The organism is Rhodococcus sp. NPDC056743, from assembly GCF_042790355.1.
In the GTDB taxonomy this organism is placed as follows: domain Bacteria; phylum Actinomycetota; class Actinomycetes; order Mycobacteriales; family Mycobacteriaceae; genus Rhodococcus_F.
Window position 1 is genome coordinate 315,539 of the sequence record NZ_JBHTZI010000011.1, and the last position, 13,536, is coordinate 329,074.

The 13,536-nt window shown below is 61.8% G+C and carries 9 protein-coding genes and 1 pseudogene; 5 read left to right on the plus strand and 5 right to left on the minus strand.

Going from position 1 to position 13,536, the window contains the following annotated elements:
• Positions 1-7 precede the first annotated feature (7 nt).
• From ACFRFQ_RS25810 to ACFRFQ_RS25820, 3 genes are all read right to left on the minus strand, one after another.
• On the minus strand, positions 8-580 hold the full coding sequence (locus ACFRFQ_RS25810) for a hypothetical protein (RefSeq protein ID WP_378664114.1): 573 nt from the start codon (positions 578-580) through the stop codon (positions 8-10).
• Entirely contained in the window at positions 577-1,383 is an 807-nt protein-coding gene (locus ACFRFQ_RS25815) for a MerR family transcriptional regulator (protein WP_378664117.1), read from the minus strand. Before ACFRFQ_RS25815 ends, ACFRFQ_RS25810 begins: the two co-directional genes overlap by 4 nt.
• A 151-nt stretch (positions 1,384-1,534) precedes the next feature.
• On the minus strand, positions 1,535-4,990 hold the full coding sequence (locus tag ACFRFQ_RS25820) for an indolepyruvate ferredoxin oxidoreductase family protein (protein ID WP_378664120.1): 3,456 nt from the start codon (positions 4,988-4,990) through the stop codon (positions 1,535-1,537).
• Between the two features lie 269 nt (positions 4,991-5,259).
• Here ACFRFQ_RS25820 and ACFRFQ_RS25825 point away from each other — a divergent pair, with 269 nt between their 5' ends.
• Positions 5,260-6,015, plus strand: coding sequence for a TipAS antibiotic-recognition domain-containing protein (locus ACFRFQ_RS25825; protein WP_378664123.1), 756 nt, complete (start codon positions 5,260-5,262; stop codon positions 6,013-6,015).
• Positions 6,016-6,021: 6 nt separating this feature from the next.
• Here ACFRFQ_RS25825 and ACFRFQ_RS25830 read toward each other — a convergent pair whose 3' ends face one another.
• Positions 6,022-8,667 carry a LuxR C-terminal-related transcriptional regulator gene (locus tag ACFRFQ_RS25830; RefSeq protein ID WP_378664126.1) on the minus strand — a complete coding sequence of 882 codons (2,646 nt, stop codon included), beginning with the start codon at positions 8,665-8,667 and terminating at the stop codon, positions 6,022-6,024.
• Positions 8,668-8,908: 241 nt separating this feature from the next.
• On the opposite strand from ACFRFQ_RS25830, the gene ACFRFQ_RS25835 reads away from it, so the two are divergent.
• Positions 8,909-9,946: a helix-turn-helix domain-containing protein gene (locus ACFRFQ_RS25835; RefSeq protein WP_378664188.1), complete on the plus strand. Its 1,038-nt coding sequence runs from the start codon at positions 8,909-8,911 to the stop codon at positions 9,944-9,946.
• Here ACFRFQ_RS25835 and sthA read toward each other — a convergent pair.
• Positions 9,930-11,341: pseudogene (sthA, locus tag ACFRFQ_RS25840) on the minus strand (Si-specific NAD(P)(+) transhydrogenase). The gene ACFRFQ_RS25835 and the pseudogene sthA overlap by 17 nt on opposite strands.
• Before the next feature lie 143 nt (positions 11,342-11,484).
• Here sthA and ACFRFQ_RS25845 point away from each other — a divergent pair.
• From ACFRFQ_RS25845 to ACFRFQ_RS25855, 3 genes are read left to right on the plus strand one after another with little or no spacing between them, the layout of a single operon-like run.
• Positions 11,485-11,943, plus strand: a complete 459-nt coding sequence (locus ACFRFQ_RS25845) for a MarR family winged helix-turn-helix transcriptional regulator (protein WP_378664128.1) — start codon at positions 11,485-11,487, stop codon at positions 11,941-11,943.
• Positions 11,940-12,365, plus strand: coding sequence for an organic hydroperoxide resistance protein (locus tag ACFRFQ_RS25850; protein WP_033234010.1), 426 nt, complete (start codon positions 11,940-11,942; stop codon positions 12,363-12,365). The genes ACFRFQ_RS25845 and ACFRFQ_RS25850 overlap by 4 nt, the downstream gene beginning before the upstream one ends.
• Positions 12,365-13,375, plus strand: coding sequence for an NADP-dependent oxidoreductase (locus ACFRFQ_RS25855; RefSeq protein ID WP_378664133.1), 1,011 nt, complete (start codon positions 12,365-12,367; stop codon positions 13,373-13,375). Before ACFRFQ_RS25850 ends, ACFRFQ_RS25855 begins: the two co-directional genes overlap by 1 nt.
• Positions 13,376-13,536: the final 161 nt, after the last annotated feature.

Below are 13,536 nucleotides of genomic sequence, written 5' to 3' on the forward strand. Positions count from 1 at the left end.
AGCACATTCACGACACTTTCGCCAAAATACCTACCAGGTCGGCGGGTTCGTCGACGTACAGGCTGATTCTGTCGACCAATCCGCTCTGGCGATAACGCGGGATCAACGCGGGCAGTTCGACGTGGATCGGTTGTCGCAGAAGCACATCGACGTTGGTGCCGTCCAGATTCGGCACAGTCAACCGGCTGCCTTCAATCTCCGGTGTTGTCGTACCGAATCGGCGCACTTGCGCGGCCGACACCATGAGCTCTCGGTCGATCGAGGCGACAACTACGCCGGACTGTCGCACCACGAAGCGTGTGGCCGTCACGAAGTGTGGGTGAACCCGATCCAAAGCCAGGTAGCCGAACAGCGCCACCACCGACCACACCGATGCCACTGCAAGAATTACCCGGAGCCACATCCACGGCACAAGGAGGTGCAGTACCGCCATTTCGATGACGGTAGCGACGCCGAAAGCCACGGGAAGAACTAATGATCCACCACTGGATCGAACAGCGACGGCGCCCTTCTCCATCACTGCGTCACGGCCTCGAAGCCAGAGCCACAGCGCCCGATATTTTGCGCCCGAGAGTGTCATCGCCCATCGCCTTCGCTTGCCATTCTCGCCACGAGCGCGCACTGAACCCGCAGCACTACCTCACGTTGCGCCGGGTCCGGTACAACATCGTCGAGCGAGATCGGCAGGCCGGGACCGAACTCCGCAGACTGGGCTCTCAGGTCCGCAATCGCCTGCTCGTCGAACTGGGCCAGGATGCTGCACGACAACCGCTCTATCGTGCTCTCGACCGAAACCGGTTCCTTCCCTTCGATACTCGACCATTCCGACAGCAGCGCAACGTAGCGGGCACGCTTGTGATCGTCCGCGATCACCACCGCGTAGGAGCGTAGGAACTGTTCCGGAGCGCTTCCTGTCATTGCGAGCACCTCGAGAAGATCCCGTTCACGCTCGAGCGCGCGCCGCACTCCCGGCGACGACGCGGTATCGACGGCCTCGGTCAGAGCTGACGCAACTTCTGCGGGCAAAGCAGAGACGATGCGACCGCTCTCGGCGTCCGCGAGCATCGACGTCAGTCCGGCGTGGCGACGCGCCAGCTTTACCTGTTCGACTTCCACTGCCCCGATCAGCGCTCGCAGATCGGCGACGGTATCACTCACGCCTTCTTCCGAGGTGTCTGCGGAGAACAACGCCGCTATCGAACCCAGCGGAACACCCCGCTCGGCCAACCAGCGTATGCGGACCAACCGCACGACGTCGTCCATCGTGTACTCGCGGTACCCGTTTGCCCGCCGGACGGGTTCCGCGAGTAGTCCGAGCCGGTGGTAGTGCCGCACCGTCCTCGGGGTGGTCTGAGCCGCCTCCGCGAGCTGTCCTATTCGCATGCCTCCAGTGTCAACCATGACCTAGCGTCAAGGTCAAGGATCGCCTTCCCCAGTCAGAGAACACACGGCCAGGGAACACAACTGTGCCCCGGCAACACAGTGGTTGCCGGGGCACAGTCATCCCTCGAACCGAGTCAGCCCTCGTACCGAGTCAGCCGTCGATACCCAATTCACGCAGACGCGCCTTGTACAGTTCGACGTTGCCGAGTTTGACGTCCTCGTAACCACGAACCATGTCAGGCAGGGCGGCGATGTCCACGGCGCGGTCGTAACCGTCGACGCTCAAAGCCCGGGACAGATCCGCGACCATGGTCTCGTACTGTTCGAGCAGTTCGCGTTCGACCTTGCGGACATGCATGTAACCGAACGGATCGAGCTTGGTACCGCGGAGCTTCTTGCCCTTGGCCAGAACCTTCAGCGCCACATGCGACTTGGGTCCGAGACCGATCTTCTTCTTGCGTCCCATCACCTTGAGAATCGGCGGATGCAGTTTGTATGTCAGGTTCTCACCCGCAGGCACCTGAGACTTGACGTCTTCGATGAAAGCGGGATCGACCAGCATGCGGGCAACTTCGTACTCGTCCTTGTACGCGGTGAACTTGAACAGGCCGCGGGCGACCGCTTCACTGAAGTCGGTGCGCTCGGTTGCGGCACGCTCGGCGGTCCACACTGCCTGGACCTGGTCGATGTAGCGCGCAGCGATCTCGACGGACTGGAACTCGATCAACTGCGCGGCACGCAGTTCCACCAGTCGCAGAGTTTCACCCGCCAAGGTGGTCCCGGCGAACATGTGTGCCGGCGCCACGAGGGGTGTGCGGACGGACTTGGCAGGTGTCGTGACTGCCTCGAAGGCAATCGTGTCGGCAATCGCCGCGCGGCCCCAGCGGAAGGCGGCGATATTTGCTTCCACGGCAACACCGTTGATGCCAATCGCCTCTTCGATGGACTCGGCCGGCAGACGGAGTCCCCCGCTTTGGTACGCCGCACCGATCAGCAGGAAGTTGGCTGCTGCAGTGTTTCCGAACAGTTCCTGTGCCGCTGCAAGGGCGTCGAAGGAGCGTAGGGTGCGCGAGACCTTGTCGAGGCGGGCGAGCAGTGAAGTCTCCTCGGGGTAGCGAACAGCCTTGTCGTAGACCATGTCTCCGGTCGGCGTCTGCGACGTCGACGCGATGGAGACCGTCTTCTCGGAGGTGCCGTAGTCGAGGTTCTTGTTGTCGGTCGCGGTCAACAGGTCGAAGGCAACGATGCAATCGGCGCTGCCCGGAGTGAGCCGGTTGGACGGCTCGAGCGTTCCCGCGCTGAAACGCAGATGCGAGACAACGGGTCCGGCCTTCTGACTGAGACCGATCTGATCCAGACTCTCGACCTCGAGGCCGGCGCGCAGTGCTGCGGTAGCGAGCACCTGGTTGACGGTGACGATGCCGGTGCCGCCGATACCGGCGAGGAAGACATTCTGGGTTGTGGTGAGCGGGCCGAGATCAGGATCTGCGACAACGGGCGGGACGGGACGAGCGGCCTTGGGAGCCTTCTTGCCTGGAACCAGTTCGACGGTGACAAACGAAGGACAATCGCCGTCCATGCAGGTGTAGTCGGTATTGCACGACGTCTGGTCGATCTTCGTCTTGCGGCCGTACTCGGTGTCCACCGGCTGAACCGACAGGCAATTCGACTTCACACCGCAGTCACCGCAGCCTTCGCACACTGCCTCGTTGATGACGACGCGGGTGTTGCGGGTGGGCAGCGTGCCACGCTTGCGCTGACGACGAGCGTCGGCCGCACAGTGCTGGTCGTAGATCAGGACTGTGACGCCTTTGATCTCACGAAGCTCCTTCTGAGCCTCGTCGAGGCGATCACGGTGCCAGAGCTTGGTGCCTTTCGCCAGGGCGCGCTTGCTGTGCCGGCCCGGTTCGTCAGCGCAGATGATGATCTGCTTGACGCCCTCGGTGGTCAGCTTGTGGGTGAGCTGCGCTACGGAGAGGGCACCTTCCGCGTCCTGTGCACCGGTCATCGCCACTACCTCGTTGTAGAGCAACTTGTAGGTGATGTTCACGCCTGCAGCGATGCACGCCTGGACAGCCAACTGACCGGAGTGGAAGAAGGTGCCGTCGCCGATGTTCTGGAACAGGTGAGGCACGTCGGTGAACGGTGCCTGCCCGATCCACTGGCTGCCCTCGCCGCCCATCTGCGTCAAACCGGTGACAGCGCTGTCCTCGCGGCCGGACATGGTGACGAGTGTGTGGCAACCGATTCCGCCGCCGCCGATGGAACCCTCGGGGATAGCGGTGGAACGATTGTGGGGGCACCCACTGCAGAAGTACGCGGTTCGCTTGGCGGACAGCACGTTCAGCGACAGCGGGGCCGGCAGGGTGCGCTTGAGCTCGACGTGCGGCTTCAACACGCGCCGAAGCGGGGCCAGCAACCGACCTGCGGTGAGCTCGCCGCTCGCAGGCATCAGGAGTCGCCCCTGGCCGTCGCGCTTGCCGATAATGCGAGGAGCATCTTCGATTCCGTAGAGGATCTCGCGAATCTGAGCCTCGATGAATGCCGTCTTGTCCTCGACCACGATGATCTGCTCGAGCCCAGTTGCGAACTCACGCACCGACTCCCCCACCACCGGGTACGGCATACCGATACGGAGCAGGCGAATTCCCGCACGGTGCAGGGCCGCGTCGTCGACACCCAGATCTGCCAGGGCCTGACGGACGGAGTCGAAAGTGGTTCCGGTAGCCGCAATTCCGATCTTGGCGCCCGTCGGATCAACTTCGATCACATCAAGCTTGTTCGCGGCGCCGTAGGCGTGCACCAGATCCCACCGCGGTCCGTACAGATCGGCCTCGGCGATGACGCTGTCCGGCGGCGCTGCCATCTGGCGCTGCTTGTAGACAAACGGCTTGCCCTCGAACTGCACCTCCGGAACCACGATGTCGAAGTCCGCGATGCTGCCGTCGATCGTCCAGGCACCGTCGGCGACGTCGGCGACGATCTTCAGAGCCACGACACAACCGGAGACACGCGAGAGCGCAACGGCGTGCATACCCATCGTGATGATCTCTTCGGCATTGCGCGGGAACAGAACCGGCACACCCATCGCGGCAAGCGAGCGCTCACTGACGGCAGGAACGGTGGAGGACTTCGACGCCGGGTCGTCGCCCACCAGTAGGACGACGCCCCCCTTGGGGTTCACACCGTACATGTTGGCGTGGCGAATGGTGTCGGTAGCGCGGTCGACGCCGGGCCCCTTGCCGTACCAGACGCCGGTCACGCCGTCGTGGGTCGCGGTCCCGGCCGGGAGGTCCGTCTGGCTTCCCCATACCGCGGTGGCCGCAAGTTCCTCGTTGAAGCCGGGAATGAAGGTGATGTCGTGCTCGGCCAGCACCTTGGGCATCCCGTGGAGCATCTTGTCCACCCCACCGAGGGGACTCCCTTGATATCCGGAGACAAAGGTGGCGATCCGCTTGCCTGCGCGGATGTCGCGGACATGCTGTTCGACGAAGCCGCGGGCGATTGCCTGAACACCGGTCAGCAGCACCGGGCCCGATCCCGACCGGTACCGATCGTCGAGGTCATAGGGCTTGGTCTGGGCTACGCCCGACACCAGTTCAGTCATCGTGACCACCGTTCCTGTCTTCAGCACATTTCGTTCTGTTCAGGTGATCGTTATCGAGGTATGAGAAAGCGTCAACAGAGGGCCTTTGAACTATTCATTACGATCATCAAGTGAGCTGGATCACCCCGGTTAGTTCATCGAATCGGTCAGCTGGAGACAGGTTCGTGACGACTGCGGAAATCAGGTGCGAAATTCCCCTTGACCTTGACGCTACGTCAACTTACATACTGGACAGACAGCGTCGCCGATCAAGCAAGGAGTGAAAAACAGTGTCCGAATGGTCCATCCAGGAGCTTGCCAAGGCTGCGGGTACCACCAGCAGAACCCTGCGTCACTACGGCGACGTGGGATTGCTGAAACCCCATCGAACCGGGGCAGGCGGATACCGCTTCTACGACAACGCCGCGCTGATTCGACTGCAGCGGATCCTGCTGTTGCGTGAACTCGGCCTGGGCCTGCCGGCTATAGCGGAGATCCTGGGCGGCGAACGAGACACAGCAACCGCCCTACACACTCACCTCGAATTACTCGAGCAAGAACGTGCCCGGATCGAACGTCAGATCGATTCGGTGACAACGACATTGAGAAAGACCGAGAAAGGACTACCACTCGTGCCCGAAGAGGTTTTCGACGGTTTCGACCACGCACACTACAAGGACGAGGTGATCGAACGCTGGGGCTCCGACGCATACACCAGCAGCGACGCATGGTGGCGCTCGAAATCCGAGCAGGACAAGAAGTCTCACCTGAACACCCACAAGGAGATCGCCGCTGCCTTCGGCAAAGCCGCCGCAGACGGACTCCGTCCCGAATCAGAGACCGTCCAGGAGATCACCCACCGCCAGTTCACCTGGGTCGAAACCGGTTGGCAGGGAAAGACCCCCAGCGCCGACGCATTTACCGGACTCGGGCGGATGTACGTCGACGATCCACGATTCCGCGCCAACTACGACATCTACGGTCCGGGTACGGCAGAACTGATCCGAGACGCAATGACCGTGTATGCGGAGACCAATCTGCGGTGAGGAAATCTACGGTGAGGACCGTTGGCGCTCCGGCTCTACGTCAAGCAAGGAGAGCCGGTGCGCTGCAGCAACTGCTTCGTCCCGCGAATGTACACCGAGCTTTTTGTACAACCGTCGAACATGACTCTTCATCGTGTTCTGGGTGACAAACAGTTTCCGGGCGATATCGGCGATGGGAAGCCCGTCCGACAATCCGCGGAGCACTTCTGCTTCACGCCTGCTCAGGACGAGGCGTTCGATCGTAGCGGGGTAAATCTCTACCGCTGCGGATTCGAGAAAGGCGACAACAGCGCGCTCACGTGATTGTGTGCGCGATTCGAGATCCTCGATCACTCGTCGTGGAATGGTCGAGAATGCAGACAGAGCACCCGTTTGTTCGACCAATTCGCAAGCCCTGGACCAGGAATCGACAGCATCCGACCACTCGCCCACGCTGTGATATGCCGCGGCCTCGACCAGCGTCGCCTCCGCCTGAGCCCTCGGGTAGAAATCTGCGCTCCAGTCGATTTCCCTGCACACCTGCAAGGCACGTTCAGGATTCCCGGTCAGCAGGTACGCACGTGCCACCGAGACCTGAACTATCGGCATGCGGTTCCCGAGAACAGCAGCCTCGCTGGTTGCCTTGGCACCTTCGCCCGCTGCCAAGAGCAGATCGATGCGCGCGGCGCTCAGGATTGCGACGCCGGCCGAGGCGTCGCAGCTGACTGGCGATTCGTTTGCGGCGCCGGCACGTTGCAGAGTAACCAGCCCCGCGAAGGGATCACGCCTGGCCAATGACCACCGCGTCCGGGCATACGCTCCGAAGGCCCATGCGTCGCCGGCCGGTGAGATACCGTCGAGAACGTCGATGGCCGCGGCCGCCGCGGCAAAATCCAACGTATCCACCGCAACCAAGACCCTGGCGATTGCGCCGCCGATGTGGGACGGTGGGCCCAACCATCCTGCGACGTCAGGAAAGTCACCTTCGACGCGAAGCCACTGGGACGCCTCCGAAAGGTCACCTCGCAGAGCCGCATTGAGCGCAGCGCTGCCGGCTGAATGTCGAGCGACAAATCGTGGACCATGTTCGAGCGAATCCCGGTACGCGGTAGCCAGCTGCATTGCGGCATCGTCGACACTGCCGACAAGTTGAAATGCCACACCCCAGATCAGGCGCAGAGCTGGAAGCTGACGCCTGAACTCGCTGATCTGGGCAACGCTCAGGTTGTCCGCGATACGGACGAGATTGCGGGCGACGTCGGCCGAACGGCGGTACTCCCCCGATGCGCGCAGCACGACAATTTGAACGGTTCCGCTGTTGAGTCGGGCAAGCGTGTCAGTCGCAGCGTCGACGTCCACAAATTCCGAAGCCGCCGCGCCACGCGTACCACAATCCGTCGACGGCGTACGCAACCGCAATTCCAGCATGTCGCGTCCGACCCGCATGGAACGGTTTGCCGACATGATCTCGCCAGGCATGGACCACATGGCTTTTCGGAGCAAACCGGCGTGCTCCACCAGGAGATCAGCCCAATGTCGGTTGAGAATGTCGGCGACTTCGTCCCATTCCTGCGCGTCGATTGCGTAGTGGACCGCGCCCGCGATATCGGAGCGCCCGAGGCAATATCGAGAGAGCAGGAGTAAACGTTCTCCGGAAGCGCCGCCGGCCTCGTCGTCGATCCTCATCAGTGCGTCACGAACCGCGGGAGCGCAGTGCCAGCGGGGCAGTTGCCGGTCGCGGAACAGCACACCCGTCGATTCGAGTCGATTCAACAGCGGGACAACGTCGATCCCCGGGGCCAGCAACTGCGCAATCTCCACGGTAACCGTCCGCGCCGGCGCGAGCTGCCGGGTGAATCTCGCCAACTCGGAGTTCTCGGCCCCTGGCGGTACCTGACGCTTTGTGTACCCGTAGAGAGCCAGATCAATGCGTTGCCGGATCAATTCGCGGCTGCGAGAGCGCTCCGGAAGTCCGCTCACGACTTCCACGGCCAGCTTCATCAGCGCGGGTACACCCGCCAGCCGCTGACAGATCGAGTGAACATCATTGGCAGGCAAGACAATGCCGGCTCCGGAAAACAACGTGACTGCTTCCTCGGGCGTGTACCGCAAATCGTCCACCGAGAGGTACTCGTTGACGAGAACGTTGTCGAGGACTTCAACGGACGCTCGATCTTGCAGTGTGACAATTATTTTCAACCCAGGGACATCGTCGATCAAGGCGGTGAGCCGCTCGCCGAGGCCGTCCCCCTCGATCAGATCGACGCGGTTGAACACCACCACGAACGGCACAGTCGACGCAGCAAGATACTCGCGCATCTCTCGTTCCGGGTGCTGGTGATCACCCGCAGGTCGCGGAACTGCCTCGCAGGTATCCTGGATTACGGTCAGTGCTCTGTTCCAGTAGTCGACGTGGTTTGTGCGCGCACCCGGTGCCGGCACCCACACCACCGGCCGATTGAGCAATGGCGTCGGAGCCGACAACCACAACCCGGCAAGAGCGGTTTTGCCGAATCCACGGGGAGCGTCGAGAACAGTCAATCCCGAAGGCGATTGCATGAGCTTGACGAGTCGAGCGCGGGGCGTCGACGACGTGGCCCCCAGCAACCTGCGGCGCACGGAAACTCGACTTCTGGGCTTGCGGTCCATCGGACCGGACTTCGATCCGGGCACTACGCGACGCCTACTGCGGACGAGCCCCGAAGCCAGGAGACAAACCCCTGGCCAGAGCAGAAAATCCACACAGATCGACTCACATTATCGACCATAGGTGCCTGTCCACCGCAAAGCGAGTACACACCGTCTCCACTTGATGACCGTTTTGTCTCATTATGTGTCGTCGATCACTTTTGACATCTATTTCGCGGAAAGACCCTTTGACCAGGCGTCTTTCGCATAGCATCCCGGCGTGCCGATGAATGACCCCCGGATTGACGTATCCACGGAATTTGTGGACGCGGTGGACCGTGACGACTACTGGCGCGCAGCTACTCGCCCCTTCTATCTCACCGAACGATCGAGTCGAGACGCCCCACTCCACGGAACGATGTTCGGGACGGCTACCGGTACGTCACTCATCGGCGAGACCACCTTCAGCAGCCAGAACTACGTGCGCAACCGTCGGCTGATCACGGAAAGCGAACTCGACGATCACTACTTGGTCCAGGGGTGGACAGCCGGCGCGATGAGCGGTGACGCGGACGGCGTCAACTTCGTCGTCCAGCCCCACGAGGTGTCATTCATCGATTTGGGGAAACCGCTTCGAGCGAGTGTCCGGACGCACCCGCGGCGCACTGCCCGCGCGGTCAGTCTGGTTGTGCCCCGTTCACTGGTCGAGACCCCGTCACGCGGCCGCTCCCTGCACGGCACCGTTCTGACAGGCGTGCCGGCAGTGGTTTTCTCGCAGTGCTTGCAATCGATCTCGGAGGCGCTCCCACACCTCGACTTCGCTGCGGCGGCGCAGTACGAAGACGTTGTCGAATCGCTGCTGAAAGCCACCGTGGGGCAGGTTGCACCCGAGCGCTCATTTCGGGCACCTCCCGAGGATCTTCGAGCGCGTGCACTGACCTACATTCTCGATCATCTCGGCGAGAGCTGGCTCAGCCCCACAACGATCTGCGTTGCGCTGACGGTCTCCCGGGCGCAGCTCTACCGCGCGTTCAACGACGACGGCGGGATTGCGCAAGTGATCCGCCGGAAACGGCTGGAGCAGGCGTACCGCGAACTGACCACATCGGGTTCCGAGAACGTGTCCGTCGAAGAGATCTCGCGGCGTTGGGGATTCACGTCCAAGCCGCAGTTCGTGCGAGCATTCGACGCTTTCTACGGCACCACTCCGAGCCGGGTGCGGCTCGAAGGCCGGCGCACTGTCGGAAATCCGTCGATCAACCGCCTTCACCATCACTTGACCACGTTGTCTGCTGAAACCTCGTTGTCTACTGGAACTGCTTGAGAGCCCTGATCTTGTTCATCACGTCGAGGGCCGCGACCTTGTATGCCTCGGACAGCGTCGGGTAGTTGAAGACGGCATCGACGAGATACTCGACGGTTCCCCCACAGCCCATAACCGCTTGCCCGATGTGTACGAGATCCGTTGCACCTGAGCCGAAAATATGTACACCCAGCAGCTTGAGATCGTCCGTGGAGACGAGAATTTTCAGCATTCCGTAGGTATCGCCGGCAATCTGTCCGCGTGCGAGTTCGCGGTAGCGGGACACCCCTACCTCGTACGGCACCGATTCCTCGGTCAAGTCCACTTCCGTGGCACCGACGTACGACACTTCGGGAATGGAGTAGATACCGATCGGCTGCAAATCCATCAACTTCGCGCCAGGTTCTTCGAAAGCGTGATAGGCCGCCAGTCGCCCCTGATCCATGGATGTGGCTGCCAGAGCTGGGAATCCGATGACATCACCCACTGCATAGATGTGTTCGATCTTGGTGCGGAAGTTCTCGTCCACGTAAATTCGCCCGCGATCGTCAGCCTCCAGCCCGGCGTTCTCGAGTGCCAGCGGAGCTGTGAGGCCCTGGCGTCCAGCCGAATACATGACGGTCTCGGCCGGGATCTGCTTGCCACTGCCGAGTGTCGTGAGCGTTCCGTTGGCGCCGACGTCGACGGCCGTCACTTCCTCGCCGAATCGAAACGTCACCGCCAGATCCCGAAGATGGTATCGGAGCGATTCGATGATCTCCGGGTCACAGAAATCCAGCATCGACGCTCGCTTCTCGACAACGGTGACCTTGGTTCCCAGCGCCGCGAACATCGACGCGTACTCGATGCCGATAACCCCCGCACCGACCACAACCATGGTGCCCGGAATGGATGTGAGATCGAGGATGCCGTCGGAATCGAGGACTCGATGGCCGTCGAAAGAAACCCGGTCGGGCGCGCGGGCAATGTGCCCGTGGCGATCACGACAAACTTTGCGGTGATGGTCATCTTGTCTCCGCGTGACGCATCCTCGACCAGAATCGTGTGCTCATCGACAAACGATCCGACCCCGACGAGCAGCTCGACGCGGTTACGGAGGAGTTGTGATCTCACCACTTCGATTTCTTTGGTGATCACATGCTGGGTTCGGGCCAACAGGTCTGCGGGCGTGATGTTTCCCTTCACCCGATAACTGGCGCCGTACAGCTCTCGCTGATTCATGCCGGTGAGGTAGAGAACCGCCTCGCGCAGCGTCTTCGACGGGATGGTGCCGGTATTGACGCACACTCCCCCGAGCATGTTGCCTTTCTCCACCATCGCCACCCGTTTGCCCAGCTTGGCGGCCGCGATGGCTGCCTTCTGCCCGCCAGGACCGGAGCCGATGACGACCAAGTCGTATTCCGTCGAATCAGTCATCGTTCAGAAGTACCGTGCACACGCGTCGGCCAGGTGGCGGTCGTGTCAATACTCCGTGAACGATCCACCTGATCGAGGAGTCACGGAAAATATTGTGAACCATTTAGTTGTGCACAATCAAACTGTGCGCTACAGTCTTTCTTGTGACCAACCCGCTCGCCCTCGAACACCAGCTCTGCTTCGCCCTCTACTCGGCGTCGCGAGCAACTACGGCCGCTTACCGAACCATGCTGGAGGACTTGGGGATTACCTATCCCCAGTATCTGGTCCTGCTGACACTCTGGGAACGTGACGGCCGCGGGGTTCGAGATATCTGCGACGCACTCGATCTCGACACGGGCACCCTCTCCCCACTGCTCAAGCGACTCGAAAGCTCAGGACTCATCGAGCGCCGACGTCTGACCAGCGACGAGCGCCGCGTCGAGATCCATCTGACCGAGAGTGGCGTGTCACTGCGCAGCAAGGCAGAAGAGATACCCCGCACGCTCGCCGAGTCGACGGGACTTGATCTCGAAGAACTGGTGAAACTTCGGGAAGTCCTCGTCCGACTAGGCAAGAACCTTCAAACATCGAACGCTGTCGACGGAAAGAAGAAGCCATGAACATCGTGTACACCGCAGAAGCACTGGCCACCGGCGAAGGTCGCAACGGCCACGCCCGCACCTCCGACGGACGCCTCGATCTCGGCCTGGCCATCCCGAAGGAAATGGGCGGCAGCGGCGACGGCACCAATCCCGAGCAGCTTTTTGCCGCCGGTTATGCGGCGTGCTTCCACTCTGCACTGCAAATGGTTGCCCGAGCAGAGAAGGCCAATGTCGCAGATTCTGCGGTGGGCGCACGCGTCGGCATCGGCCCGAACGACGCCGGCGGCTTCGGACTTGCTGTGACACTTGAAGTTTCACTCCCACATTTGCCCCATGAACAGGCCGTCGAGCTGACGGAGAAGGCACACCAGGTGTGCCCGTACTCCAACGCAACTCGCGGCAACATCGAGGTCACCCTCGAAGTAAGTAAGGACGATTAATGAGCTCCACCCCCACAATCAGCCACGAGATCCATCTGGCGTCCAGGCCGAACGGCTGGCCGACCCCCGAGAACTTCTCGACGGTCGAAGTCACGCTTCCCGAACTCGAAGACGGCCAGATCCTGGTGCGCAACATCGCAATCTCGGTCGACCCGTACATGCGTGGACGCATGAACGACGTGAAGTCGTATCTGCCGCCCTTCCAGATCGGCGCAGCGCTCGACGGTGGTGCAGTCGGTGAGGTTATCGCCTCGAAGGCCGCCGATCGGGCGGTCGGAGACGTTGTTGTCCACGGCCTCGGCTGGCGTGAGTACGCGATTCTCGACGGGGCAGCGGCAACTCCCGCTGACACGTCCATTGCGCCGGCCACGGCCTACCTCGGCGCGCTCGGCATGACGGGCTTGACCGCGTACGCGGGTCTGACCGCTGTGGCCGAGTTCAAAGAAGGTGACACCGTATTCGTCTCCGGCGCAGCAGGAGCCGTCGGATCACTGGTCGGCCAGATCGCAAAGCTCCTGGGTGCCAAGCGTGTGATCGGTAGCGCGGGTTCTCCGGCCAAGGTTGCTCGTCTTCTCGAACTCGGCTTCGATGCCGCGTTCGACTACCACGACGGACCGGTCACCGAACTTCTTGCTGCTGCGGCGCCCGACGGCATCGACGTCTACTTCGACAACGTCGGCGGTGAGCACCTCGAGGCTGCGATCGATGCTATGAACTCCGGTGGCCGAATCGCCATGTGCGGCGCCATCGCTCAATACAACACCACCGAAAAGCCCACTGCCCCGCACAACTTGGCGGCAGCGATCGGCAAGCAGCTCACACTGCGCGGATTCCTGGTTGGCGGCTACCGCCATCTCAGCCCTGAATTCCGCACCCACATGGCGGGGTGGCTCGCCGACAACAAGATTGCGTGGGACGAGACCATTGTCGAAGGTCTCGACAACGCCCCGCAGGCGTTCATCGATCTGATGCGCGGCGCGAACACCGGCAAGATGGTTGTCACGCTCTAGTCGAGGTACCACTTCTGTAATCGTCTGACCGGCAGCGACGGCCGCGAACCTCTGGGTTCGCGGGCGGGCGGGTTGGGTGGGGCCCCCCCCAACTAGACCGGGTGGTAAATAGTGCAAAAGGGCTAGACAACCCCCCATCGTTTCAAAATTTGTGCGGGGAA

Bases quoted from the DNA above. Each gene is read 5' to 3' on its own strand.
- ACFRFQ_RS25810 (WP_378664114.1), bottom strand. From the start codon at position 580: ATGACACTCTCGGGCGCAAAATATCGGGCGCTGTGGCTCTGGCTTCGA.
- ACFRFQ_RS25815 (WP_378664117.1), bottom strand. From the start codon at position 1,383: ATGCGAATAGGACAGCTCGCGGAGGCGGCTCAGACCACCCCGAGGACG.
- ACFRFQ_RS25820 (WP_378664120.1), bottom strand. From the start codon at position 4,990: ATGACTGAACTGGTGTCGGGCGTAGCCCAGACCAAGCCCTATGACCTC.
- ACFRFQ_RS25835 (WP_378664188.1), top strand. From the start codon at position 8,909: ATGAATGACCCCCGGATTGACGTATCCACGGAATTTGTGGACGCGGTG.
- ACFRFQ_RS25850 (WP_033234010.1), top strand. From the start codon at position 11,940: ATGAACATCGTGTACACCGCAGAAGCACTGGCCACCGGCGAAGGTCGC.
- ACFRFQ_RS25855 (WP_378664133.1), top strand. From the start codon at position 12,365: ATGAGCTCCACCCCCACAATCAGCCACGAGATCCATCTGGCGTCCAGG.